Annotated in this window: 22 protein-coding genes and 1 tRNA gene; 13 read left to right on the top strand and 10 right to left on the bottom strand. The window is 66.1% G+C overall.

All coding sequences use genetic code 11. The features are described from left to right. Positions 1-105: 105 nt before the first annotated feature. Positions 106-178 (top strand) — tRNA-Glu (locus R4P95_RS07280). Between the two features lie 58 nt (positions 179-236). On the opposite strand, the gene R4P95_RS07285 is transcribed toward R4P95_RS07280, so the two are convergent. From R4P95_RS07285 to R4P95_RS07295, 3 genes are all read right to left on the bottom strand, one after another. Continuing rightward, positions 237-404 (bottom strand): DUF5302 domain-containing protein, encoded by a 168-nt coding sequence (locus R4P95_RS07285; protein ID WP_159926095.1) that lies wholly within the window; start codon positions 402-404, stop codon positions 237-239. Between the two features lie 110 nt (positions 405-514). Next, the gene (locus tag R4P95_RS07290) at positions 515-1033 is read right to left on the bottom strand and encodes a PPOX class F420-dependent oxidoreductase (protein WP_317746501.1); all 519 of its coding nucleotides are present in this window, start codon (positions 1031-1033) and stop codon (positions 515-517) included. Positions 1034-1073: 40 nt separating this feature from the next. Then, positions 1074-1775: an IclR family transcriptional regulator gene (locus R4P95_RS07295; protein ID WP_109331025.1), complete on the bottom strand. Its 702-nt coding sequence runs from the start codon at positions 1773-1775 to the stop codon at positions 1074-1076. A gap of 138 nt (positions 1776-1913) precedes the next feature. Between R4P95_RS07295 and leuC the strand changes: the two genes are divergently transcribed. From leuC to R4P95_RS07310, 3 genes are all read left to right on the top strand, one after another. Continuing rightward, positions 1914-3335, top strand: coding sequence for a 3-isopropylmalate dehydratase large subunit (leuC, locus tag R4P95_RS07300; RefSeq protein WP_213571638.1), 1422 nt, complete (start codon positions 1914-1916; stop codon positions 3333-3335). A gap of 27 nt (positions 3336-3362) precedes the next feature. Next, complete coding sequence (leuD, locus tag R4P95_RS07305) at positions 3363-3971, top strand: 3-isopropylmalate dehydratase small subunit (RefSeq protein ID WP_109331021.1); 609 nt, start codon at positions 3363-3365, stop codon at positions 3969-3971. 157 nt (positions 3972-4128) lie between these two features. Further along, on the top strand, positions 4129-4803 hold the full coding sequence (locus R4P95_RS07310; protein ID WP_213571639.1) for an HU family DNA-binding protein: 675 nt from the start codon (positions 4129-4131) through the stop codon (positions 4801-4803). Between the two features lie 96 nt (positions 4804-4899). On the opposite strand, the gene R4P95_RS07315 is transcribed toward R4P95_RS07310, so the two are convergent. From R4P95_RS07315 to cofC, 3 genes are all read right to left on the bottom strand, one after another. Further along, entirely contained in the window at positions 4900-5835 is a 936-nt protein-coding gene (locus R4P95_RS07315) for a bifunctional NUDIX hydrolase/histidine phosphatase family protein (protein ID WP_317746502.1), read from the bottom strand. Positions 5836-5869: 34 nt separating this feature from the next. After that, complete coding sequence (locus tag R4P95_RS07320; protein WP_213571641.1) at positions 5870-8074, bottom strand: RNA degradosome polyphosphate kinase; 2205 nt, start codon at positions 8072-8074, stop codon at positions 5870-5872. 66 nt (positions 8075-8140) lie between these two features. Next, positions 8141-8857, bottom strand: coding sequence for a 2-phospho-L-lactate guanylyltransferase (gene cofC / locus R4P95_RS07325; RefSeq protein WP_317746617.1), 717 nt, complete (start codon positions 8855-8857; stop codon positions 8141-8143). A gap of 123 nt (positions 8858-8980) precedes the next feature. On the opposite strand from cofC, the gene R4P95_RS07330 reads away from it, so the two are divergent. From R4P95_RS07330 to R4P95_RS07340, 3 genes are all read left to right on the top strand, one after another. Continuing rightward, a complete protein-coding gene (locus R4P95_RS07330; protein WP_109331013.1) occupies positions 8981-9979 on the top strand; it encodes an NAD(P)H-dependent glycerol-3-phosphate dehydrogenase in 999 nt (332 codons plus the stop codon). A gap of 4 nt (positions 9980-9983) precedes the next feature. Then, positions 9984-11108, top strand: coding sequence for a cystathionine gamma-lyase (locus R4P95_RS07335; RefSeq protein ID WP_317746504.1), 1125 nt, complete (start codon positions 9984-9986; stop codon positions 11106-11108). A 94-nt stretch (positions 11109-11202) separates the two neighbouring features. Then, positions 11203-12309 (top strand): D-alanine--D-alanine ligase family protein, encoded by a 1107-nt coding sequence (locus tag R4P95_RS07340; protein ID WP_109335186.1) that lies wholly within the window; start codon positions 11203-11205, stop codon positions 12307-12309. 37 nt (positions 12310-12346) lie between these two features. On the opposite strand, the gene R4P95_RS07345 is transcribed toward R4P95_RS07340, so the two are convergent. Continuing rightward, positions 12347-12937: a DUF3515 domain-containing protein gene (locus tag R4P95_RS07345; RefSeq protein ID WP_213571645.1), complete on the bottom strand. Its 591-nt coding sequence runs from the start codon at positions 12935-12937 to the stop codon at positions 12347-12349. A gap of 2 nt (positions 12938-12939) precedes the next feature. Next, the gene (locus tag R4P95_RS07350; RefSeq protein ID WP_109331007.1) at positions 12940-13170 is read right to left on the bottom strand and encodes an Lrp/AsnC ligand binding domain-containing protein; all 231 of its coding nucleotides are present in this window, start codon (positions 13168-13170) and stop codon (positions 12940-12942) included. A 259-nt stretch (positions 13171-13429) separates the two neighbouring features. Between R4P95_RS07350 and R4P95_RS07355 the strand changes: the two genes are divergently transcribed. From R4P95_RS07355 to R4P95_RS07365, 3 genes are read left to right on the top strand one after another with little or no spacing between them, the layout of a single operon-like run. Beyond that, positions 13430-14341 (top strand): thiamine-phosphate kinase, encoded by a 912-nt coding sequence (locus R4P95_RS07355; RefSeq protein ID WP_397517646.1) that lies wholly within the window; start codon positions 13430-13432, stop codon positions 14339-14341. Positions 14342-14350: 9 nt separating this feature from the next. Continuing rightward, complete coding sequence (locus R4P95_RS07360; protein WP_109331003.1) at positions 14351-14872, top strand: gamma carbonic anhydrase family protein; 522 nt, start codon at positions 14351-14353, stop codon at positions 14870-14872. Beyond that, complete coding sequence (locus tag R4P95_RS07365) at positions 14869-15546, top strand: uracil-DNA glycosylase (RefSeq protein ID WP_213577891.1); 678 nt, start codon at positions 14869-14871, stop codon at positions 15544-15546. Before R4P95_RS07360 ends, R4P95_RS07365 begins: the two co-directional genes overlap by 4 nt. A 3-nt stretch (positions 15547-15549) precedes the next feature. On the opposite strand, the gene R4P95_RS07370 is transcribed toward R4P95_RS07365, so the two are convergent. After that, the gene (locus R4P95_RS07370; RefSeq protein ID WP_213571646.1) at positions 15550-16350 is read right to left on the bottom strand and encodes an enoyl-CoA hydratase/isomerase family protein; all 801 of its coding nucleotides are present in this window, start codon (positions 16348-16350) and stop codon (positions 15550-15552) included. Positions 16351-16472: 122 nt separating this feature from the next. Continuing rightward, a complete protein-coding gene (rpmB, locus tag R4P95_RS07375) occupies positions 16473-16664 on the bottom strand; it encodes a 50S ribosomal protein L28 (protein WP_109330998.1) in 192 nt (63 codons plus the stop codon). 235 nt (positions 16665-16899) lie between these two features. On the opposite strand from rpmB, the gene R4P95_RS07380 reads away from it, so the two are divergent. The 3 genes from R4P95_RS07380 to R4P95_RS07390 all read left to right on the top strand — a co-directional run bounded on the left by R4P95_RS07380 (position 16900) and on the right by R4P95_RS07390 (position 24439). Then, complete coding sequence (locus R4P95_RS07380) at positions 16900-18591, top strand: DAK2 domain-containing protein (RefSeq protein WP_213577893.1); 1692 nt, start codon at positions 16900-16902, stop codon at positions 18589-18591. An 8-nt stretch (positions 18592-18599) separates the two neighbouring features. Further along, a complete protein-coding gene (gene recG, locus R4P95_RS07385) occupies positions 18600-20858 on the top strand; it encodes an ATP-dependent DNA helicase RecG (RefSeq protein ID WP_317746505.1) in 2259 nt (752 codons plus the stop codon). A gap of 176 nt (positions 20859-21034) precedes the next feature. Next, positions 21035-24439 carry a pyruvate carboxylase gene (locus R4P95_RS07390; RefSeq protein WP_213571648.1) on the top strand — a complete coding sequence of 1135 codons (3405 nt, stop codon included), beginning with the start codon at positions 21035-21037 and terminating at the stop codon, positions 24437-24439. Positions 24440-24445 lie beyond the last annotated feature (6 nt).

The following is a 24445-nucleotide window of genomic DNA, read 5'->3' on the forward strand; positions in this document are numbered from 1 at the left end:
GAAGTTCGGCCGATTTTGTTACCGAACTTCAGCAAGTTATGCTTGCTGAGCTTCCAGAGCAACACCAGGTTCGTGCAATATCAGTTAGTGCACTACCGAGTTCTTGGCCCCGTCGTCTAGCGGCCTAGGACGCCGCCCTCTCAAGGCGGTAGCGCGGGTTCGAATCCCGTCGGGGCTACACAAGAAACACCCTCCACTTCGGTGGAGGGTGTTTCTCTTTCTGTCAGTGTGCTCGCTTATCCACTCTTGCGGCGGAATTCGCGTTTGTGATCGGCCGGGCCGTGCACGTGATGCACTTTGGAATTGCCGTCCTTGTGCTGAGTGGACATTCCGGCCTGATGATTCTTCCGCTCGAGTGCCTCACGGAATTTCTTGCGCATTTCTTCGTTACTCGCTTCGGCCACGGCGAACTCCCTCGGTAGATGGTTCACTGTGTGAAGTTACGCCGGTGGAATGGAGAATGCGCCTCATTTTTCCCAGGGGCGGAAGTGGCAGAAGAATCAGTCGTCGCGCGTCACTGTCGGCGAGCGGGTTGTGTCAGGTAGGCGGCGGTGGTCCCGGCTACGGGCAGGGCCGGGAGACCGAGCTTTGCGTGGTCCCAGCTCCGGACACGGTCGGGAACCACACGAACAGCGATCCGCTTGTGCATCATCTGGTCGACCGCGGGGCGGAGTTCATCGGAATAGGGGCCCGTGTACCGCTCCCAGACGCTGACGCCGACGGCAAACAGCGCGTCCGGATCGTCGACGACCTCGGCCCGTCCGTCGATCGACACACCCCGCAGGGTGTCGTAGGTGTCACCGTCCTCGATGAGGATCGTGACACGGTCGTCTCGGCGCAGATTGACTGCCTTCTGCGACTTCGCCTTGGTCTCGAACCAGATCTCGCCGTCGATCACGGCGTACCACATGGCCACGAGGTGCGGTCGGCCGTCCGCACCCACCGTTGCGAGAGTCGCGACCCTGCTGTGGTCGACGAATTCGGTGATCTCCGAATCCGTCATCGTGATCTGTGCTCGCTGATTGCTGCCCATCAAGTCTCTCCTGTCGCGGTACGGATGAGACCGAGCATATTCACAGTCGCTTGTGCAACGCTTCCGCAGCGGCGAGGAGATCAGCCGCCCACCGGGCACCGGGCCGTCTACCCATTCTGTCGATGGGCCCCGACACCGAAATGGCGGCGATGACAGAACCGTTCCCGTCGCGGACGGGCGCGGCGACGCTGGCGACGCCCGGTTCCCGTTCGGCGGCGCTCTGCGCCCAGCCTCGCCGACGGACTTCCAGGAGGACGCGTTCGCCGAATGCGGCGTCGGGAAGAACGGCGCGCTGAGTCTGGGGATCCGCCCACGCGAGTAGCACCTTGGCGCCCGAGCCGGCGCTCATCGGAAGCCGGGCACCGACGAGGACGGTGTCGCGCAGGCCGGTCGGCGGTTCCATGGCCGCCACACAGATGCGCTGGGTGCCTTCCCGGCGGTACAACTGCACGCTCTCCCCGGTGATCTCGCGCAGCCGCGGAAGCACGAGCGCTGCTGCCGACACGAGCGGATCATTGGCTGTGGCAGCGAGTTCGGCCAGGCCTGGGCCGGGGCACCAGAGTCCGTCCGTGTCCCGGGTGAGGAGGCGGTGCACTTCGAGACCTACGGCCAGCCGGTGTGCGGTGGCACGGGGTAGTCCGGTGCGCGAGCACAGTTCGGTGAGGCTGCAGGGCTTCTCGGCCACGGCATGTAGCACGCCTACCGCTTTGTCCAGCACTCCGATGCCGCTATGCTGTCTCATAGGTCGATACCAGTTTCTCGCATGGTGGGATCATAGCGCACCTACGGCTTCCGTCGAGTGCGTGCCCGGGATGAGACTGACGACATCAAGCGCACCGCGGACCGGCCCGAAGCCCGCTGTGCGAAGTGACACACAGAGGTGGAGAAGATGGCGGAGAAAGCACGCACCCTGGCAGAGAAGGTGTGGGACGACCATGTCGTCGTTCGGGGTGAGGGGAACAATCCCGATCTCATCTACATCGACCTGCATCTCGTTCACGAAGTGACGAGCCCGCAGGCGTTCGACGGATTGCGGCTCGCCGGCAGGCCCCTGCGCAGGCCGGATCTCACAATCGCCACCGAGGACCACAACGTTCCCACCGTGGACATCGACAAGCCGATCGCAGACCCCATCTCCCGGACTCAGGTCGACACGCTCCGGCGGAACTGCGAGGAGTTCGGTGTCCGTCTCCATCCGATGGGAAACATCGATCAGGGCATCGTGCACGTGGTCGGCCCCCAGCTGGGTCTGACACAGCCGGGCATGACGGTGGTGTGCGGTGACAGCCACACCTCCACGCACGGCGCCTTCGGCGCACTCGCGATGGGAATCGGCACGAGCGAGGTCGAGCACGTCATGGCGACCCAGACGCTGTCGCTGCGGCCCTTCAAGACGATGGCTGTCACCGTCGACGGCGAATTGCCCGACGGTGTCACGAGTAAAGACCTCATTCTCGCCGTCATCGCGCAGATCGGAACCGGCGGCGGTCAGGGCTACGTTCTGGAATATCGCGGCGAGGCGATTCGGAAGCTGTCGATGGAAGCGCGGATGACCATCTGCAACATGTCGATCGAGGCGGGCGCCCGCGCCGGGATGATCGCACCCGACGAGACCACCTACGAATTCATCAAGGGTCGTCCGCATGCTCCCCAGGGCGCCGACTGGGACGCCGCAGTGGCGGCGTGGGAACAGCTGAAGACTGACGAGGGCGCCGTTTTCGACAACGAAGTCCACATCGACGCGAGCACTTTGACGCCGTTCGTGACGTGGGGCACCAACCCCGGGCAGGGTCTGCCGCTCGGTGAGGCCGTTCCCGACCCCGCCGACATCGCCGACGAGAGCGAACGGCAGGCGGCCGAGAAAGCGTTGACCTACATGGGACTCGAAGCCGGGACCCCGTTGCGTGAGGTTGCGATCGACACCGTCTTCGTCGGCTCGTGCACCAACGGCCGGATCGAGGATCTTCGTGCCGTTGCCGAGGTTCTGCGTGGCCGCCACGTTGCGGAAGGCGTCCGGATGCTCGTTGTGCCCGGCTCGATGCGGGTTCGCGCGCAGGCGGAAAAGGAAGGACTCGGCGAGATCTTCACCGCTGCGGGTGCCGAGTGGCGCCAGGCCGGGTGCTCGATGTGCCTCGGAATGAACCCGGATCAGCTGGCGCCGGGGGAACGTTCGGCCTCCACGTCCAACCGAAACTTCGAGGGACGTCAAGGCAAGGGAGGTCGGACGCATCTCGTTTCGCCGCTCGTGGCCGCCGCGACCGCGGTCCGGGGAACGTTGTCCGCTCCGGCAGATCTGGCCTAGGACTCAAGGAATTTAGGAGATTTTTCGATGGAATCCTTTAGCACACACAAAGGTATCGGCGTTCCGCTGCGGCGATCCAACGTGGACACGGACCAGATCATTCCGGCCGTGTATCTGAAGCGAGTGACGCGCACAGGTTTCGAGGACGGCCTCTTCGCCGCGTGGCGGGGTGACCCCTCCTTCGTTCTCAACGTCGCACCGTACGACAAGGGCAGCGTTCTGGTCGCTGGTCCCGACTTCGGCACGGGGTCGTCCCGGGAGCACGCGGTGTGGGCACTATCCGACTACGGTTTTCGGGTCGTGATCGCGTCGCGGTTCGCCGACATCTTCCGTGGGAACGCCGGCAAGGCCGGCCTGCTGGCCGCTCAGGTGGCCCAATCGGACGTGGAACTGCTCTGGAAGTTGCTCGACGAGCAGCCGGGTCTCGAATTGACCGTCGATCTCGAAAACAAGACGGTCACGGCCGGAACCACTGTGGTGCCCTTTGAGATTGATGACTACACCCGTTGGCGCCTGATTGAGGGTCTGGACGACATCGGATTGACATTACGGCAGGTAGAGGCCATTTCTGAGTTCGAAAAGTCAAGGCCTTCTTGGAAACCAACGACGCTTCCGGAGCCTGTTTCGACCGACTGACAGAGCAAATCCGAGTCTCTCCGCCAGATAACAATTCCCTGAGAATGGTGCCGCGTTGTATGAGAATTGGCGTGGCACATAGACTCCTGCGGTATTCAGGTTTACCGTAGTTCGTAGTCGGTCCAATGGTGGGCCATTAGTTCGCGGAGGATTTTCAATGAATAAGGCAGAGCTCATCGATGTTCTGACCGAGAAGCTGGGTTCGGACAGGCGCACGGCAACTGAAGCTGTCGAGCATGTTGTGGACACCATTGTTCGGGCAGTGCACCGCGGCGACAGTGTGACCATTACCGGATTCGGCGTTTTCGAGCAGCGCCGCCGTGCGGCCCGTGTGGCACGTAACCCCCGCACGGGTGAGACCGTGAAGGTCAAGCCCACGTCGGTGCCGGCATTCCGCCCGGGCGCCCAGTTCAAGGCGGTTATCGCTGGCGGCCAGAAGCTTCCGGCCACGGGTCCCGCGGTCAAGCGCGGTGCATCGGCAACCGCCACGAAGGCTGCGGCCAAGAAGGCAGCGGCGAAGAAGTCGGCCGCCGCCAAGAAGACGGCCGCGAAGAAGGCGCCCGCGAAGACGACGGCCACCAAGACGGCCGCGAAGAAGGCGCCCGCGAAGACGACGGCCACCAAGACCGCCGCCAAGAAGGCGCCCGCGAAGACGACGGCCACCAAGACCGCCGCCAAGAAGGCGCCGGCCAAGACCACGGCCACCAAGACCGCCGCCAAGAAGGCGCCCGCGAAGACGACGGCGAAGAAGACCGCCGCCAAGAAGGCGCCCGCGAAGACGACGGCGAAGAAGACCGCCGCCAAGAAGGCTCCGGCCAAGCGCAGCAAGTAGAGCTCGCGCACGCAGCGCTCCGCGTGACAGCAGGCGCCGACCACGATCTCGTGGTCGGCGCCTGTGTGTGCTGCCCCGGGCGAAGCTTCGGGCAGCTCAGTCCTGACGAGACAGTGGGAGGGGGCTGTCGATGTGGTCGGCTGCGATGAGCTTCCCGCCGGAGAGCGAGAGCACCCACGTGCTCGCTTTCCGGTTGCGCGCCGGGGGTAGTGAGACACCATCAGTCTTCGCCCACCATTCGAGCAGATCGGGAATGACCCCGCCCTGACTGCAGATCACCTGCACTCCACCGCGTGCGGCGATTTTGCGCACGAGGGTCCGTGAGGCGGCGGGATCGGCCTTGTAGCTCTCTTCGGACAGCAGCGGCTCGACCCGGATCGTGGTGTCCAGCGAGCGCGCCAGCGGTTCCATGGTCTGGGTGCACCGCGTGCGATCTGCAGAAGAAATCTCGGTGGCGCCGAAAGCCCGGAGCTGCGTGACGAGTGCGTCTGCCTGCAATTCGCCGGTCGGATCGAGCGGTCGGGTGTCGTCGTCACCCTTGTACCGTTTCCGACTCCCTGCCTTCGCATGGCGTACCAGCAACACTGTTGCGGTGTCGGGAGGTAAGGCGCTGAATCGGCGCAGAATTTTGCGATCCATCGGATACGACAATTGATCGGCGACCTGGGGGACCGGAAGCCAGCGCAATTCGTCTACTTCGTCATTGGCCTCGAAAACGCCTTCCCGCGCCTCGGCCGCCCAGTATTCGACGCGCTTCAATCGCCGGTGTCCGGGGATGGGGTAGGTCAATGCCCCGAGGTGGCGACCGAGACGTCCTCGGAGGCCCGTTTCTTCCTCTACCTCGCGCACCGCGGCAACGACCGCGGTCTCCCCGGGATCGAGCTTGCCCTTCGGGAAAGACCAATCCTCGTATTTCGGCCGGTGAACGAGCGCGACCTCCGTCTCGTCGGGATTGTCGGGAGATTTTCGCCACAACACCGCACCGGCGGCGAAGATGTTGGCTCTGACGGGTTTGTCACCTGAGCTGCTCAACGGGTTCCTTCCTTCTGCCGCGCCGTCGTCGCGTTCAGGATCCGCCACCCATCCGCGTCCGCATCATGGCTTCTTGGTGCTCGCGCACATCCTCACCGTCCGCCGGTGCCGCCGCCCAACGTCCGTCCGGCTGCAGCAACCAGCACCGAGTGGTGGGGTCGAGGGAAGAATCGAGAATGTCCCCCATCTGCGCTGTGAGGCGAGGATCTTTCACCTGCGCCATCACTTCGACGCGCCGGTCGAGATTGCGGTGCATCATGTCGGCGCTGCCGATCCAGAACTCGTCGGCGCCGCGGAAATGGAAGATTCGGGAATGTTCGAGGAATCGGCCGAGGATGGAGCGAACCACGATGTTTTCGCTCATTCCCGGAACTCCCGGTTTCAGAGCGCAAATTCCACGGACGACGATGTCCACCGGAACGCCGGCCTTGGACGCACGATAGAGCGCGTCGATCACCTGTTCGTCGACCAGCGCGTTGGCCTTCATGCGAATTCCGGCTTCGTGGCCCTGCAGTTTGCGGGCCACCTCGGCGTCGATCCGCTCGATGATTCCCCGGCGGACTCCGTAGGGCGCAACGAGGAGATTGCGGTAGTGAGTCTTGCGGGAATAGCCCGTCAACGAGTTGAACAGATCGGTGAGGTCCGCGCCGATCTCGGGAGCGGCTGTCAGCAGCCCCACGTCTTCGTAGAGCCGGGCCGTCTTCGGGTTGTAGTTGCCGGTACCGATGTGGCAGTAACGGCGGATCGCCGAACCTTCACGACGGACGACGAGGCAGGTCTTGCAGTGCGTCTTGAGTCCGACGAGTCCGTACACCACGTGAACGCCTGCGTGTTCGAGTTTGCGGGCCCACTTGATGTTGGCCTGCTCGTCGAACCGGGCCTTGATTTCGACTAGAGCCACAACCTGTTTGCCTGCCTCGGCGGCGGCGATCAGCGCGTTGACGATCGGTGAATCACCGGAAGTCCGGTACAGGGTCTGCTTGATCGCCAGAACCTGCGGATCGGCCGCCGCCTGCTCGATGAAACGTTGCACGCTCGTGGAGAAGGAGTCGTACGGGTGGTGCACCAACACGTCGCCGTCGCGAAGTGTGGAGAAGACACTCTTGGGAGTCTCCCGCTCGCCGAAAGCCGGATGGGTCGCAGGCACGAACGGCCGGTCCTTGAGTGCCGGCCTGTCGACCGCGTACACCTGCCACAAGCACGACAAGTCCAGGAGTCCGGGTACCTGAATGACGTCACCCGGGTCGACGTCGAGTTCGCGCAGCAGCAATTCGAGCATGTGCTCGGTCATGTCGTCGGCTACTTCGAGACGCACCGGTGATCCGAAGCGCCGACGGGCCAATTCCCGTTCCAACGCCTGCAGGAGGTCTTCGTCGCGATCTTCCTCGACTTCGAAATCGGCGTTGCGCGTGATGCGGAAAGCGTGGTGCTCCACGATCTCCATACCGGGGAACAACACGTCGAGGTGGGCCGAGATGAGGTCCTCCATGGGGAGGAAGGCGTCGATCGAAGACGGGGTTTCGTTGCGGTTGACGCGGACGAACCGACCCACGTTGTCCGGAACCTTGACGCGAGCAAAGTGTTCGCCGCCGGTAGCCGCGTCCTTCACCGTCACCGCGAGGTTGAGACTGAGCCCGCTGATGTAGGGGAACGGGTGCGCATGGTCCACAGCGAGGGGAGTGAGCACCGGAAAGACCTGCTCCTGGAAATGCACCGACAGGCGTACCCGGTCGTCATCGGTGAGATCGGACCACCCGATGATGGAGATCCCTTCCGCGGCAAGCGCCGGACGCACGGAGTCGAGGAACACCCGAGCATGCTTGTCGGAAATTTCCTGGGTGCGCTTTGCGATCAGCGAGAGCTGTTCCCGGGGGGAGAGACCGTCCGCGGAACGCACGGACAGACCGGTCTCGTCCCGTCGTTTCAAGCCCGCGACCCGCACCATGAAGAACTCGTCCAGGTTGGACGCGAAGATCGCGAGGAACTTGGCACGCTCGAGGAGCGGCAGTGACGTGTCCTCGGCAAGCGCGAGAACACGCGAATTGAAGTCGAGCCAACTGAGTTCCCGATTGAGATAACGATCTTCGGGCAGTCCCTCGGTGAGGACGCTCGCGGGAGCATTCGTAGCCGCAGGAGGCGCCATCGGGATGGTCGTCGAGTTCACCACGAGGGTGCCGTCGTGCGATCCGTTCTTGTCGTCGACGTCGGTCTGCCGGTCGAGTGCTTCGCCATTACTCACATCACGATCATCCCTCGAGGAAACTCCTGCGGACAATCGATGGGGCAAATTCACACTGGTCGTCGGCTACGACTTTCCGCCCGGGGAAGCGGCGATAGGAGTTGCAGCGTCGAGCGCAGCGCGCGTGGCAGGCCCGACTCCGAGTGCGCGAGCGGTATCCAGGTCGTCGGCGGTGTCTACATCGGTTCGCAAACCCGGCCAGTGCCCGTGCAACGGGCGGGCCCCCGACTCGAGGTGTCGCCGCGCCGATCCTGGCCCGAACTGCGGATCGAGCGGAACGGAAGGGTCGCACGAGAACAGTGCCGCGGTGCCGGTTCCGTGATGGTCGACGACCACCGATCGGCCGCCGGTTCTGGCCGCAGCGAGAGCTTCGCCGAATTCGTCACTGCGCAGCGACGGGAGATCGGCCTGCAGGGCCACGACATCCACACCTTGCTCATTCTTTCGAACATGGTCGGCCGCGGCCGCCAGCGCCGCATTGAGTCCGTGCTCGCCCTGGTCTCCCTCGCTACCCTGCTCGTCCACACCGCCCTCGACCGGCGTCGATGTGGGATCGGCATAGACCTGGGCGCCGACGCTACGCGCGAGACGCGCGACTGCCGCATCGGGCGTGACCACCGTGACACCCACCACGGAGTCGACGTCACGGACCACCGTCAGGGTGTCGCGCAGCATCGACAGCACCAGGCCGGTGCGGTCGGCAACGTCGAACATTCCGGACAGGCGGGTTTTGGCCACGTGAAGTTCTTTGACCGCGACCAGTACGTGCGCGCGCGGCGTCACGGATGGAGTCGCGGTGCTCATGCCCGATATCTTGCCAGTCCAGTCCAGACGCTGCGGTGTCGTGCCCCGGTATCGGCGCTACTGTGAGCGGGATACGAAGAGAATCGATGATGAGGGGGCTGTGTGAGCAAGGCTGCTGTATTGGGGGCAGGCTCGTGGGGGACGGCTTTTGCGAAGGTCCTGGCCGATGCCGGAACCGATGTCACCATGTGGGCGCGCCGCGCCGAGGTCGCCGAATCGATCGCCGGGCGGCACGAAAACGTCGACTATCTACCCGGCGTCGCGCTTCCGTCGACGCTGACTGCCACCGACGATGCGGCGGCCGCGCTGGACGGTGCAGACTTCGTCGTTCTCGCCGTTCCCTCCCAGTCGTTGCGAAGCAATCTGGCGGAGTGGAGTCCGATGATCGGCGAGGATGCCACCCTCCTCAGCCTCGCGAAGGGGATCGAGACCGGCACTCTGATGCGGATGAGTCAGGTCATCGTCCAGGTCACGGGCGCCGATCCGGGGCGTGTCGCCGTCCTGTCGGGACCCAATCTTGCCCGCGAGATCGCGATCGAACAACCGGCGGCGACAGTGATCGCGTGCACCGACTCGACGCGCGCGCTCGCGCTGCAGAAGGCGTCGGCCACGGGGTACTTCCGTCCGTACACGAACTCCGACGTGATCGGCTGCGAGATCGGCGGCGCATGTAAGAACGTGATCGCCCTCGCGTGCGGCATGGCAGCCGGAAGTGGATTGGGCGACAACACAATTGCGAGCATCATTACGCGCGGCCTGGCGGAGATCATTCGTCTGGGTGTTGCCTTGGGTGCAAAACCGACCACCCTTGCAGGGCTCGCCGGCGTGGGCGACCTGGTAGCCACGTGCTCGTCCCCGCTGTCGCGAAACCGGTCCTTCGGTGAGCGGCTGGGGCAGGGCGGGTCCATGGAGACCGCCCAGGAGGCCACTCACGGACAGGTGGCCGAGGGCGTGAAATCCTGCTCGTCGGTTCGGGCGCTCGCATCGAGCTACGACGTCGAAATGCCGCTCACCGACGCCGTGCACCGCGTGTGTCATGAAGGTCTCGTCGTGCAGGACGCGATCGGCCAGTTGCTCGGCCGTCGTACGAAGTCGGAGTGACCGGGTGAGCGGAGACTCCACCCGTTGTGTCAAAGCTGTTGCGGCAGAAGCGCATCCAGGGTCTCCGATGCAGCGGGGGCCGGTGTTCGCCGCCCCGTACCAGCTGAGCGCCGACGAAGGAACCGAGTCGGACACGTATGCCCGGGCATCGAATCCTGGCTGGCGCGATCTCGAATCGGCGCTCGCCACGCTCGAAGGCGCCTCCGGGGCGCTGGTGGTCGGCTCCGGGATGTCTGCGGTCACCGTCGCAGTGCGCACTCTTCTCACGGCAGGGGACACGGTGATCGTTCCGGCGGACGGGTACTACCAAGTCCGTGCCTACGCGCGGGAGCGGTGGGAGCCGATGGGCATCACCGTGCACGAAGTGACGACCTCGGACATGGCGAGCGAGAGCACCGCGGCACTGTTGGCGTCGGCGGACGGAACGACGGTTGTCGTCGCCGAGACTCCCGCCAACCCGTCCCTCGACGTCGTCGACCTACGCGCGCTGTCGCAGCGGTGCCGGGATGCCGGGGCCGTGCTCGTCGTCGACAACACGACGGCGACCCCACTCGGCCAGCAACCTCTGGAACTCGGCGCAGACGTCGTTGTTGCCAGTGGCACAAAGGCATTGAGTGGGCACAGCGACCTCCTCATGGGCTACATCGCGGTATCGGACGCCGAATTCCTCGCCGGGATGGAGCGGGAAAGAGCTTTGTCGGGAACGGTGCTCGGGCCCTTCGAGACATGGCTTGCCCACCGAAGTCTCGGAACTGCGGGGCTGCGTTTCGAGCGGCAGTGCGCCAACGCGTCGGCTGTCGCAGACCTTGTGGCCGCGCATCCCGCGGCGCAACGGGTGCGCTATCCGGGTCTGGCGAGTGATCCTTCCCACGCCGTCGCGTCGGGGCAGATGCGCCGATTCGGTGGACTGGTGAGTTTCGAACTCGGCTCCGCCGAGCAGTTCCATCGCTTCGTGGCGGGCAGTGAACTACTCGTTTCGGCGACGAGCTTCGGTGGCATCCACACCACGGCCGATCGCCGGGCGAGGTGGGGAGATGCGGTTCCCGACGGGTTCGTACGACTGTCCTGCGGGATCGAGGACACCGACGATCTCCTTACCGACGTCGAACGGGCACTGTCGGGAGTGTGACCGCGGCTGTCGGCTCGAAGTCGTGAGGTCGGCGAAGTGTCGGCGATCGGAGGTGGGTGCGGTGAGCACGGCGGGGCGGCGGTACGGTTTGTTCGTGAGCACACCGCGTACCCGCGTAGCCGTCATCTTCGGTGGCCGTAGCAACGAGCATTCCGTTTCCTGCGTCTCCGCCGGGAGCGTCCTGAGGAACCTCGACCCCGAACGGTACGAGGTGGTGCCGATCGGTATCACGACCGAAGGGTCGTGGGTTCTCGGCTCCACCGATCCCGCCTCCCTGTCCATCCGCGGCCGGTCGCTGCCCAGTGTCGATGCCGGGGGTTCCGCGTTGGCCCTGACGGCCGACCCCACCCGCTCGGGCGACCTCGTTGCTCTCGACGACGGTGAAGCAGGGAAGATCCTCGCCTCGGTGGACGTGGTATTCCCCGTCCTGCACGGCGCCTACGGCGAGGACGGCACGATCCAGGGTCTGCTCGAGCTCGCCGGAATTCCGTACGTCGGTCCCGGCGTACTCGCGAGCGCTGCCGGAATGGACAAGGAGTTCACCAAGAAGTTGCTTGCGGCCGAGGGGTTGCCCATCGGATTTCAGGTGGTGCTGCGGCCGGGTACCGACAATCTCACCGAGGAGCAGAAGTCCCGCCTCGATCTGCCGGTGTTCGTGAAGCCCGCGCGAGGGGGCTCGTCCATCGGCATCACCCGGGTCGCCGACTGGGCCGCCCTCGACGATGCCATCGCCCACGCCCGTGAGCACGATCCCAAGGTGATCGTCGAATCGGGGATCAGTGGACGTGAGGTGGAGTGCGGGGTTCTCGAATTCCCGGACGGCGAAGTCCGGGCCAGCGTCGTCGCCGAGATCCGGATGCCGGCTGCGTCGGGCAGCGACGAGGCGTTCTACGACTTCGACAGCAAGTACCTCGATGATGTGTGCGAGTTCGATGTGCCCGCGAAACTCGACGAATCGGTGAGCGAAGACATTCGCGCTCTCGCGGTGCGCGCCTTCGCCGCCCTCGACTGCCAGGGTCTCGCGCGTGTCGACTTCTTCGTCACCGAAGACGGTCCGGTCATCAACGAGATCAACACCATGCCCGGGTTCACCTCGATCTCGATGTATCCGCGCATGTGGGGAGCGATCGGAGTCGACTACGGCACCCTCGTGTCCACCCTGGTCGATACTGCGCTCGCCCGGGGCACCGGGCTGCGCTAGACGATGTGCGCGCCCGGCTTGCTGCGCTCGCTGTGGTTCACGGATTGGGGACGGGTGCGGGGTCCAGCGGCTTCTGTGGCAGAACCTTCGACACCGCATCCGACATTTCCTGCAGCGGCGTCGGCCCGACGCCCCGGGGAACGGTAAGCCCTACGTAGATCCCGCGGTCCACGGCGAACCAGCTGCTCGCGTCGATTCCTGCGCTCTCCCCGGAGATCTCGAACCACTGCACCCCGTTGATCACCTGCAATGACGACGCCTGGTCGAACTCTGCGGGACGGTCGAGGCCGCATCGCAGAACGAGTGGTTCACCCTCGGCCGGTTGCCACGCCGCGGTCGCCGCGGGTGCCGGTGGAGTGAGTTCGGCTCGCGTGTACTCGCCCAATGCGTCCGGGAGACCGGCCATCAACGCCGTGCACTCCGCGGAGGCAGCCGCGGGAGCGGGCACCGGACCCAGCGACACGGGGGATTTCGCAGGGTTGCGCCCGGCAATGACCGCGGCGACGACGATGCCGATCACCAACGCGACCGGAAGCGCCACCGCAGTGGCGATGAGAGCAGGATTACGCCGCTCGACGGGTTCGGTATCGGTAGCTGCGTCGGTCGGGCGCGATTCGTGTTCGGGCATGCTCAGATCGTCTTCGGCTTCTCGGGAATGTCGCAGGTGAGGGTGCGGGTGATACCGGGGACCCGGCGGATCTCCTGCGTCACCGGCGCGATGTCGTCGGCGCTGACCCGCGCGATCACGTCATACGGCCCGATCACGTCCTGCGCTGATTGCACCCCGGTGATCTGCGCGATCTGCGCCGCAATGGCCGAAGCTCGTCCGACCTCGGTTTGGATCAGGATGAACGCTTGCACTCTCGCTCCGGCCCTTCCCTGCTCCGCCCCGCATGGATCTCGGTAGAGTCGCGGGTGCTTCGGCGCGCTGATCGGTCACGTGCCGGAGAGTCCCGGCAACAGCTAAAAGGTACCGCAGTCGCACATTCCGTCGACCGGCCACACTGGCGCTGCGCCGGGTGATCCGACACAACGGCGCTCGTGGAGGCACACCATCACACCAACGGATACCCCGGGTTCCCCCGTTCCCCGCACCGTCGCGGATGTCGGGGAGTTCGCCGTGATCGACCGCGCCGTGGAGGGTCGCGTCCAGCCGCCCACCACACTTCTCGGCCCCGGCGACGATGCCGCGCTCGTCCGGGCAGGAGACGGCCGCGTCGTCGTGTCCACCGACATGCTGGTGCAAGGCAGGCACTTCCGGCTCGACTGGTCGGCTCCGCGTGAGGTCGGGCGCAAGGCGGTGGCCCAGAACGCGGCCGATGTCGCGGCGATGGGGGCGCGACCCACCGCGTTTCTCGTGTCGCTCGGTCTGCCGCCGGATACCCCGGTGGAGGTGGCGGACGGTATCTCCGCGGGAATCTGGGATTCTGCCGAGGAACTCGGTGCCGGCGTGGTCGGCGGCGATCTGGTTCAGGCGGATTCCGTCGTGATCTCTGTCACGGTGCTCGGTGACCTCGCTGGGCAGCGCGCCGTCCTTCGCTCGGGCGCCCAGGCGGGCGACGTCGTCGCTGTCGCAGGCACGCTGGGTGCATCCGCCTGTGGTCTGGCCCTCTTCCTCGCGGAATCGACTCGGTTTCCCGGACTTCTCGCCGCCCACCGCGTACCGCACCCACCGTATGCAGCGGCGTGGACCGCCGCCGAGGCGGGCGCACACTCGATGACCGACATCTCCGACGGGCTACTCGCCGATCTCGGGCACATCGGCGCCGCGTCGGGAGTCGGGATGGCGCTCGCGCGGGACGACATCGCCGTGTCGCCGGACCTGGTGTCCGCAGCTGCGATCCTGGGGACCGACTACTGGGAGTGGGTACTGACCGGGGGAGAAGACCACGGTTTCGCCGCCACCTTCCCCTCCGGCGTGCCGCTACCCGAGGGCTGGCTTCGGATCGGAACGGTCCATGACGGGACGGGCATCACGGTCGACGGCCGGCGGTGGCCGGGGGCCTCCGGCTGGCAGAGTTTCTCGGTATAGGTTGCACCCATGGCTATCTACGCACTCGGCGAGCAGGAACCGGACATTTCCCCGGACGCTTACGTCCACCCCGACGCGGTAGTGATCGGGAACGTCACGCTCGCGGCAGGCGCATCGGTGTGGCCGCAGGCCGTGCTCCGCGCCGACTACGGCACCATCTCCATTGGTGCCGGGACCAACATCCAGGACGGCACCGTCATCCATTGCACGCCGATCGACCCCACCGTCATCGGGTCCGGATGCGTCGTCGGACACGCGGCACACATCGAGGGTTCCACGATCGGGGACAATTGCCTCATCGCGTCGGGTTCGGTGGTGTTGAACGGTTCGGTGATCGGGGCCGGTTCCGTGGTCGGGGCGGGCGCTGTCATTCCGTTCAAGTTCGAGGTGCCGCCGAGACGGATGGCACTCGGCGTGCCCGCCAAGATCCGAGAAGGCTACGAGGTTCCCGAGGGGCACGTGGAAATGAACGTGAAGATGTACTCGGCCAACGCGGCGTACTACCGCGACGCCCTGCGCAGGCTCGACTGATGGCTGCGCCGCTATCCGATCTGGTGGAGGCCGGCTGGGCCGAGGCTCTCGCTCCGGTAGCCGATCGCATCACCGAGATGGGTGCATTCCTCCGCGCGGAAATTGCCGAGGGCAGGGAGTATCTTCCGTCCGGCGACAACGTGCTGCGCGCGTTCACGCACCCCTTCGCCGAAGTGAAGGTGCTGATCGTCGGTCAGGACCCGTATCCAACTCCCGGGCACGCCGTGGGGCTCAGCTTCTCGGTGGCGCCCGACGTGCGACCCGTTCCCCGCAGTCTCGGCAACATCTTCGCCGAGTACAGCAAGGACCTCGGTTTTCCGACGCCGTCCACGGGAGATCTGACACCGTGGTCTCGTCAGGGTGTGTTGCTCTTGAACAGGGTCCTGACCGTCCAGCCGGGACTTCCGGCCTCCCATCGGCGGAAGGGGTGGGAAGCTGTCACGGAACAGGCAATTCGCGCGTTGGTGGAGCGAACCGAACCCCTCGTCGCCATTCTCTGGGGCCGGGACGCGTCCACCTTGAAGCCGATGCTCGCAGACGTGCCGACGATCGAGAGCGCTCACCCTTCACCGCTGTCCGCCTCACGAGGATTCTTCGGTTCACGTCCGTTCAGCAGAGCGAACGAACTGCTGGACAGCCTCGGCGCCGAACCTGTGAATTGGGAACTGCCCTAGCGTTTACGCCCGCACTTCCTTGATCGATGCGAAGTCTGCGCGTCTCTTCTCGACGAACGCATCGACGCCTTCACGTCCGATCGGGCTGTCCGCTGCGACGGCGATCGAGGCGGCCTCCGCATCGAGTTGCTCTGCCAGAGTGCGTGTGGTCGATGCGGAGAGCAGGGTCTTGATCCCGGAGTACGAGGAGGTCGGGCCCGCAGCCAGGGTTCGCGCGAGTCGAAGCGCCTCGTCCTGCACCACGTCGTCACCGACCAAGCGGCTCAGAATTCCGAGGCGTACGGCCTCGTCGCCGCTGAGAACCGCATCGGTCAGCAGGATTTCGCGAGCACGGGTGATGCCGACGATCCGCGGAAGAGTCCACGACATACCGCCGTCCGGCGTGTAACCGATCGAGGGGTACGCCGGCCGCATCTTGGTGCCGGGCCCGCCGATCGCGACATCGGCGAGGCAGGCGAGGCTCATTCCCGCGCCTGCAGCCCACCCGTGCACACCGGCGATCACCGGAACGGTCACCGCGTCGAGAGCGCGCACGAAGGCGTGGAAGACGCGCGCGATCTCGGCGACGTACTCGCTGCGCACGGGTGCGGCGGCGAAGGCGCGGACATTACCGCCGGCACAGAAGTTCGGCCCCTCGCCGACGAGGAGAACGCTACCGATCCGATCGCCCACGGCCTCGAGGGCACGTGTGCCCTGATCGAGGCCTTCGCCGTCCAGCGATGTGCCGTTGTCGGCGGTCGAAATCGTGATGCGGAGCACGCCCTCGTCGAGCTGTACTTTGCTGAGTCCATCGAGAGAAGTCACGGTTGCACCCTACGTGGCGCCCGACCCGGCATCACCAGGACCCGATGTGCTGCATCGATGCGACATGACGAAGCCCCCGGCACCGAGGTGTCGGGGGCTTCGGAACACACGCAGCGTCGGGGTCAGCCCCGAGCAACCTTTCCAGCCTTCAGGCAGGACGTGCAGACGTTGAGCTTCCGGGTGTTTCCGGGGGCAACTTCGGCACGAACAGTCTGAATGTTCGGGTTCCAGCGACGATTGGTACGCCGGTGCGAGTGCGAGACCGACTTACCGAAGCCGGGCCCCTTGGCGCATACGTCGCAGACGGCAGCCATAGTCGCGAACTCCTTCAAGATAGTGAACTGTGAAATTTAACTGGCCCCACGTAGGCAGGCCGCAGTGATCGCGGCCCTTACGAGGCAACCGTGCAAGAGTAGCCGCTCGAGTGCTGATTGGCCAAACTCGGCCGGATGACCGAGCACGTCAGACTCGATCGGCGTCCCGCGACTAGTCTGACGGCACCTTCGATTGAACCCGTGAGAGAGGATGCCAGTGGTTCCTGAGCACCCGATGGACGGCCGAGTCCTGACGTCGTGGGCGAGGACGGCGGTCGCGGGACTCGAGGCACGGTGCGAGGAGATCAACAGTCTCAACGTGTTCCCGATTCCGGACGCCGACACGGGAACCAATCTGCTGTTCACCATGCGGGCTGCCCTCGAGGCAATCGACAAGTATGCCGGGAACGACGGCCACCAAACGGACGTCCGTCAAGTGGCCATCGCGCTGGCCCGCGGCGCGGTGGCGGGTGCACGGGGCAACTCGGGAGTCATCCTGTCCCAAGTGTTGCGCGGCGTCGCCGAGGCAGCGGTCACCGGCGTCGTCGACACCAGGACCGTCCGGACCGGACTGTTGATGGCCACCAACCTGGTGACCGACGCGGTCAGTTACCTGGTGGAAGGAACGATCGTCACGGTCCTGCGTTGCGCTGCGGACGCGGCAGCGGAATTCCCGGACGATGCGCCTGTCGCCGACACAGCGCGCTCCGCGGCAGATGCCGCGGCCGCCGCACTTGCCCGCACGCCCGGCCAGCTCGACGCGCTCGGGACCGCCGGTGTGGTCGACGCCGGCGGGCTGGGGCTCGTCGTCATTCTCGATGCCTTCGTCGCGGCGGTCACCGGTGAGCGGCCCGTCCGCGCCCCGATCGCGCTGCGAGTGCCGCGCCGCCTGCCGTCCCCGGATTCAGGCACGGAGTTGTCGGACGTCGAGTTGCCGGACGCCGGCGACGACCTAGCGCATCGTGGCCACCACTCCGCCTGTGAGAGCTCACATCAGGATTTCGAGGTCATGTATCTGGTGGCCGACACAGACGAAGCCCGGATGGCAGAACTGCGGAACGCACTCGACGAGCTGGGGGATTCCACGGTAATCGTCGGTGACGGCGACGGGGGATGGTCGGTGCACGTGCACTGTGCGGACGCCGGGGCGGCTGTGGAGGCCGGTCTCGATGCCGGACGCGTACACAGGATTCGCGTCAGCAGTTTTCTCGTCGACGCGCGCGAACAGGGCAGGCTCCTACCTCCCGTCCGCACTCGCCCCGATCAGGACGATCGGGGCATCGTCGCGGTCGTCGCAGGCGACGGCGCGGCCGACCTCTTCTCCGGGGAGGGTGCGACCGTGCTCCGATGCGACGCCGCCCCCGTCACCCGCGCGCAGCTGCTCGGCATCATCCGCCAGCTGGGACGCCGCGAGGTGCTGGTCCTTCCCAACGGGGCGCTGTCGGCTCAGGAACTCGTCGCGGTGAGTGCCGCAGCCCGCGATTCCCGGCACGAGGTGCTGCTCCTCGCAACCTCGTCCATGGTGCAGGGGCTGGCCTCCCTCGCAGTGCACGATCCGGAACGCGAAGCGGTCGACGACGCTTTCGCGATGTCCGAGGCCGCGGCCGCCACCCGGTGGGGTTCGTTGCGCATCGCGCGGGAGCGGGCCCTGACCTACGTGGGCACCTGCGAACCGGGGGACGGTATCGGTCTGATGGGGCACGAGGTGATCGTGATCGAACCGGACGCGGTCGCCGCCGGGAAGCGTCTGGTCGACGTCGTCCTCGGGGCAGGCGGCGAACTGGTCACGCTCCTGATGGGCGCGGAAGCACCGGCCGGGCTGGACACGGAACTGGCCGATCACATCTCCCAGCGGCATCCCGGCGTCGAGGTGATGATCTACCACGGCGGACAACCGGGAGATCTGTTGCAACTCGGGGTGGAATGAGGAATTCGATGGCCACACTCGCCGACAGGCTCGATCACCTGCTGGGGCGCAAGACCGCCGACGCGCTGGAGGCGGCGTTCGACATTCGGACCGTCGAGGACCTGTTGCGGCACTACCCGCATCGGTACGCCTCCCAGGGCCGTGAACTTGCCGAGAAGGATCCGCCGGAGGGCGAGCACATCACGATCATCGCGCGGGTGTCGTCGGCGGCAATCGTGAAGATGAAGAACCGTCCCGGCAGCATGCTGAAGGTGGTTCTCGCGACCGATACGCAGAACGTCGACGTCACCTTCTTCAGTCCGCAGAAGGTCAAGCACGTCATCAAACCCGGTGTGCGCGCGATGTTCTCCGGCACCGTGAAGTATTTCCGCAGCAAGTGGAGCCTCACTCATCCGAGTTACCTGATCCTCCCGGAGCCTCGTGAGGGCGGCGACGACCCGGTGGTGAACGTCGGGCGGATTCGCGGGGCGGGGGATCTCGCGGGTATCGCCCGGGCCGCCCAGGAGCCGGGCGCGGGCGTCGACATGTCCGTGTTCGACCGCGCCCTGATCCCGCTGTATCCGGCGACACGGGAGGTGGAGAGCTGGACGATCATGAAGTGTGTTCGGCAGGTCCTCGACCAACTCGACCGGATCGACGACCCGCTCCCCGAACGGATCCGTCACGAGCGCAACCTCATCGGTCTGGACGAGGCGCTCCGCCTCGTCCACCTCCCCGACACTCGTGACGACATCGAGAATGCGCACGACCGGCTCCGCTTCGACGAGGCCGCGGCCCTGCAGCTGGTGCTCGCTCGACGCCGGCACGACAACGCCGAGCGGGTGGCGCCCGAGTGCCCGCCGGTACCGGGTGGAATCGCGGACGAGTTCGAGCGCAGACTTCCCTTCCAGCTGACCGACGGCCAGCACGCCGTGGCCGAGGAGATCTCCGCGGATCTGTCCCAGCCGCATCCGATGAGCAGGCTCCTGCAGGGTGAGGTGGGGTCCGGTAAGACCATCGTTGCCCTGCGCGCGATGCTGCAGGTTGTCGATGCGGGGTATCAGTGCGCCTTGCTCGCCCCCACCGAAGTGCTCGCGACTCAGCATGCGCGTTCGCTGCGGGCACTGCTGGGCTCACTGGCGACGGCGGGCGAACTCGGCGCGGACGAGAAGGCGACCCGCGTAGCGTTGCTGACCGGGTCGATGCCGGTCGCTGCGAAACGAGCCGCGCTACTCGAGGTGGTGACCGGCGACGCAGGCATCGTCATCGGCACGCACGCCCTCATTCAGGACAACGTCGAGTTCTTCAACCTCGGCATGGTGGTGGTCGACGAACAGCATCGGTTCGGCGTCGAACAGCGCGACCGGCTCCGGTCGCGGGCGCGCGAAGGCCTGAGCCCGCATCTGCTGGTCATGACGGCGACACCCATACCCCGCACGATCGCCATGACGGTGCTCGGTGACCTCGACGTATCCACCTTGCGCCAGCTTCCGAAGGGTCGTTCGCCGATCAAGAGCAGTGTGGTACCGGCGTCCCAGAAACCGCAGTGGGTCGCACGCGCGTGGGAACGGATCCGCGAGGACGTGGCCGAGGGACGGCAGGCATACGTCGTCTGCTCGCGCATCGGTGACGGTGAGAAGGGCGACGGCGAGGACACTGTCGACGACAAGCAGCCCGACACCAAGTCGGCCGTGGAGGTCTTCGAGGAACTGGGCGGCACCGTCCTGCCCGACCTCCGCGTCGGTCTGCTGCACGGCAGGCTGCCCACGGACGAGAAGGACGCCGTGATGCGCGACTTCACGGCCGGCGACATCGACGTCCTCGTCTGCACCACGGTGGTCGAGGTGGGCGTCGACGTCCCGAACGCCACGATCATGGTGATCCTGGATGCCGACCGCTTCGGGGTCAGCCAGCTCCATCAGCTCCGCGGCCGGGTCGGCCGGGGTGCCCACCAGGGGCTGTGCATTCTCGTCACGGAGATGAATCCGGGTGCGCCTGCCTTTGGGCGCCTGCAGAACGTGGCTTCCACCAACGACGGCTTCGAACTCGCGCAACTCGACCTCGCGACCCGGCGGGAGGGTGACATTCTCGGGGCAGCGCAATCGGGTACCACCTCGACGCTGCGGTTGCTCTCACTTCTCGGCCACGAGGACGTGATCGCCGCGGCTGCCGAGTTCGCCCGGTCGGTGACTGCCGACGATCCGCGCCTGGAAAACCACCCGGGTCTTTCTGCGATGGTCACTTCGGCTCTCGATGCGGACCGGATCGAATTTCTCGAGAAAACGTGAGAAGTCGACGATCGACGTGAAGCAGTTACTTCCGGTCACGTAATTCTTCGCTGCTCTGTTTCGGGCCCATTGCAGAATTCGCACACGTCAGGGGCTGCTTTGTGAAGATTGCGGACGATCCTGCATAATGGGATACCGTTTCTCCGCCGCCGGAGTTGGCGGGGTAGTTTGCTCCAATGTTCTCCAAAGTCCTGGTCGCCAACCGTGGCGAAATTGCGATCCGCGCTTTCCGTGCCGCCTACGAACTAGGTGCTGGAACTGTTGCGGTGTTTCCGTACGAGGATCGGAACTCGATCCACCGTCTGAAGGCCGATGAGAGTTATCAGATCGGTCAGGAGGGGCACCCGGTTCGGGCGTACCTCTCGGTCGAGGAAATCGTCGCCGCCGCGAAGCAGGCAGGTGCCGACGCGGTCTATCCCGGGTACGGGTTCCTCTCCGAGAATCCGGATCTGGCTGCTGCGTGCGCGGAGGCGGGCATCACCTTTGTGGGCCCGTCCGCGGAGGTCCTCGAGCTGACCGGTAACAAGGCCCGTGCGATCGCGGCGGCGAAGGCGGCCGGCCTGCCGGTGCTGGCGTCGTCGGAGCCGTCGGCGGATGTTGACGAGTTGCTCGCGGCGGCGGAGTCGATGCAGTTCCCGATCTTCGTGAAGGCGGTCGCCGGCGGCGGTGGCCGCGGCATGCGCCGGGTGGCCGAGCGGTCCCAGTTGCGGGAATCGATCGAGGCGGCCGCGCGGGAGGCGGAGTCCGCGTTCGGCGATCCGACGGTGTTCCTCGAGCAGGCGGTCATCGATCCGCGTCACATCGAGGTCCAGATCCTGGCCGACGGTCAGGGCAACGTCATCCACCTGTTCGAGCGGGATTGTTCGCTGCAGCGCCGTCACCAGAAGGTGATCGAGCTGGCGCCGGCCCCGAACCTGCCGGACGAGGTGCGGGCGAGGATTTGCGCGGACGCGGTGGCGTTCGCGAAGGAGATCAATTATTCCTGCGCGGGCACTGTCGAGTTCCTCCTCGATACCCGCGGCAATCATGTGTTCATCGAGATGAACCCACGGATCCAGGTCGAGCACACGGTGACCGAGGAGGTCACGGACGTCGACCTGGTGCAGTCGCAGTTGCGAATCGCCTCGGGGGAGACCCTCGCCGATCTGGGCCTGAGTCAGGACAAGATCACGTTGCGTGGTGCGGCGCTGCAGTGCCGGATCACCACCGAGGACCCGGCCAACGGGTTCCGCCCGGATACCGGTCGGATCACCGGCTACCGCACCCCGGGCGGTGCCGGTATCCGCCTCGACGGCGGTACGTCGGTCGGGGCCGAGGTTTCGGCGTATTTCGATTCGATGCTCGTCAAGCTCACCTGCCGCGGCCGCGACTTCGACACCGCCGTCGCCCGGGCGCGCCGGGCAGTCACGGAGTTCCGCATCCGCGGGGTCTCGACGAACATTCCGTTCCTGCAGGCGGTTCTCGACGACCCCGATTTCAAGGCGGGCCGAGTCACCACCTCGTTCATCGAGGAACGCCCCCAGCTGCTCACGCTGCGCAGCTCCGCCGACCGCGGCACCAAGATCCTCACCTACCTCGCCGACGTGACGGTGAACAAGCCGCACGGGGAACGGCCGTCCGCGGTGTACCCGCGTGACAAGCTGCCCCAGATCGACCTGTCCACCCCGCCGCCGGACGGCAGCCGCCAGAAGCTGCTCGCCCTCGGGCCGGAGGGATTCGCCAGGGCGTTGCGGGAGCAGAAGGCCCTCGCCGTCACCGAGACCACGTTCCGCGACGCCCACCAGTCGCTGCTCGCGACCCGGGTGCGGACCAGCGGTCTGCTCGACGTCGCGGGGCACGTGGCCCGGATGACTCCCGAACTGCTCTCGATCGAGGCGTGGGGAGGCGCGACGTACGACGTGGCACTGCGGTTCCTGCATGAGGACCCCTGGTACCGGCTGTCGGCGCTGCGGGAGGCCGTACCGAACATCTGCCTGCAGATGCTGCTGCGCGGACGTAACACCGTCGGCTACACCCCGTACCCGGAGAAGGTGACGCGGGCGTTCGTGGACGAGGCCGCGGCCACCGGTATCGACATCTTCCGCATCTTCGATGCCCTCAACAATGTCGACCAGATGCGGCCGGCCATCGACGCCGTCCGCGAGACCGGTACCGCGCTCGCCGAGGTCGCCCTGTCCTACACCGGCGACTTGTCGAACCCGAACGAGAAGCTCTACACCCTCGACTACTACCTCCGCCTGGCCGAGGAGATCGTCGAGGCCGGAGCGCACATCATCGCGATCAAGGACATGGCCGGGCTGCTCCGCGCCCCGGCCGCGACCACCCTGGTCACGGCGCTGCGCCAGAACTTCGACCTGCCGGTGCACGTGCATACCCACGACACCCCCGGTGGCCAGCTCGCCACCTATCTGGCCGCCTGGCAGGCGGGCGCGGACGCCGTGGACGGCGCCTCCGCGGCGATGGCCGGCACCACCAGCCAGCCGGCGTTGTCGGCGATCGTGGCGGCGGCCGCGCACTCGGAGCACGACACCGGGCTCGACCTGCAAGCGGTGTGCGACCTCGAGCCGTACTGGGAGGCGCTGCGCAAGGTGTACAAGCCGTTCGAGTCCGGGCTGCCGGCCCCGACCGGCCGCGTCTACACCCACGAGATCCCCGGTGGGCAGTTGTCGAATCTGCGTACCCAGGCCGTCGCCCTGGGTCTCGGCGACCGTTTCGAGGACGTCGAAGCCAACTACGCCGCCGCCGACCGCATGCTCGGACGCCTGGTCAAGGTGACGCCCTCGTCGAAGGTGGTCGGCGACCTCGCCCTGCACCTCGTCGGATCCGGTGCCTCCACCGACGAGTTCGCGGAAAACCCCGCCCGCTTCGACATTCCCGATTCGGTCATCGGGTTCCTGCGCGGCGAGCTGGGCACCCCGCCCGGCGGGTGGCCCGAACCGTTCCGTACCCGGGCTCTCGAGGGCCGCGGGCCGGCCAAACCCGAAGTCGCCCTGTCGGTGGAGGACGAGAAGGCGCTGTCCGGTACCTCCGCCGAACGCCGAGCGACGCTCAACCGGTTGCTTTTCCCCGGTCCAACCAAGGAATTCCTCGAGCACCGCGACAAGTACGGCGACACCTCCCAGCTGTCGGCCAACCAGTTCTTCTACGGCCTTCGGAGCGGCGACGAGCATCGGGTGCGGCTCGCCCCGGGTGTCGAGCTGATCATCGGTCTCGAGGCGATCTCCGAGCCCGACGAGCGCGGCTACCGCACCGTCATGTGCATTCTCAACGGCCAGTTGCGTCCGGTGTCGGTGCGTGACCGCTCCATCGCCAGCGAAATCCCCGCCACGGAGAAGGCCGACAAGAGCAATCCCGGCCACGTCGCCGCCCCGTTCGCCGGCGTCGTCACTCTCGCCGTCACCGAGGGGCAGCACATCGAGGCCGGCGATACCCTCGCCACCATCGAGGCGATGAAGATGGAAGCGGCCATCACCGCACCTCGCGGCGGAACCGTCACCCGCCTGGCCATCGGCTCCGTCCAGCAAGTCGAGGGCGGCGACCTCCTCGCCGTCGTCTCGACGAAGGAGTCCGCAAGCGAGTGACGGACG

It is taken from the genome of Rhodococcus sp. IEGM 27, from assembly GCF_033142305.1.
GTDB classification, from domain to species: Bacteria; Actinomycetota; Actinomycetes; order Mycobacteriales; family Mycobacteriaceae; genus Rhodococcus_F; species Rhodococcus_F oxybenzonivorans.

Excerpts from the sequence above, each read along its gene's own strand:
- R4P95_RS07390 (WP_213571648.1), top strand. The coding sequence starts at position 21,035 with ATGTTCTCCAAAGTCCTGGTCGCCAACCGTGGCGAAATTGCGATCCGC.
- R4P95_RS07380 (WP_213577893.1), top strand. The coding sequence starts at position 16,900 with ATGGACGGCCGAGTCCTGACGTCGTGGGCGAGGACGGCGGTCGCGGGA.
- recG (WP_317746505.1), top strand. The coding sequence starts at position 18,600 with ATGGCCACACTCGCCGACAGGCTCGATCACCTGCTGGGGCGCAAGACC.
- R4P95_RS07290 (WP_317746501.1), bottom strand. The coding sequence starts at position 1,033 with ATGGGCAGCAATCAGCGAGCACAGATCACGATGACGGATTCGGAGATC.
- leuD (WP_109331021.1), top strand. The coding sequence starts at position 3,363 with ATGGAATCCTTTAGCACACACAAAGGTATCGGCGTTCCGCTGCGGCGA.
- R4P95_RS07310 (WP_213571639.1), top strand. The coding sequence starts at position 4,129 with ATGAATAAGGCAGAGCTCATCGATGTTCTGACCGAGAAGCTGGGTTCG.
- R4P95_RS07345 (WP_213571645.1), bottom strand. The coding sequence starts at position 12,937 with ATGCCCGAACACGAATCGCGCCCGACCGACGCAGCTACCGATACCGAA.
- R4P95_RS07360 (WP_109331003.1), top strand. The coding sequence starts at position 14,351 with ATGGCTATCTACGCACTCGGCGAGCAGGAACCGGACATTTCCCCGGAC.
- R4P95_RS07295 (WP_109331025.1), bottom strand. The coding sequence starts at position 1,775 with ATGAGACAGCATAGCGGCATCGGAGTGCTGGACAAAGCGGTAGGCGTG.
- rpmB (WP_109330998.1), bottom strand. The coding sequence starts at position 16,664 with ATGGCTGCCGTCTGCGACGTATGCGCCAAGGGGCCCGGCTTCGGTAAG.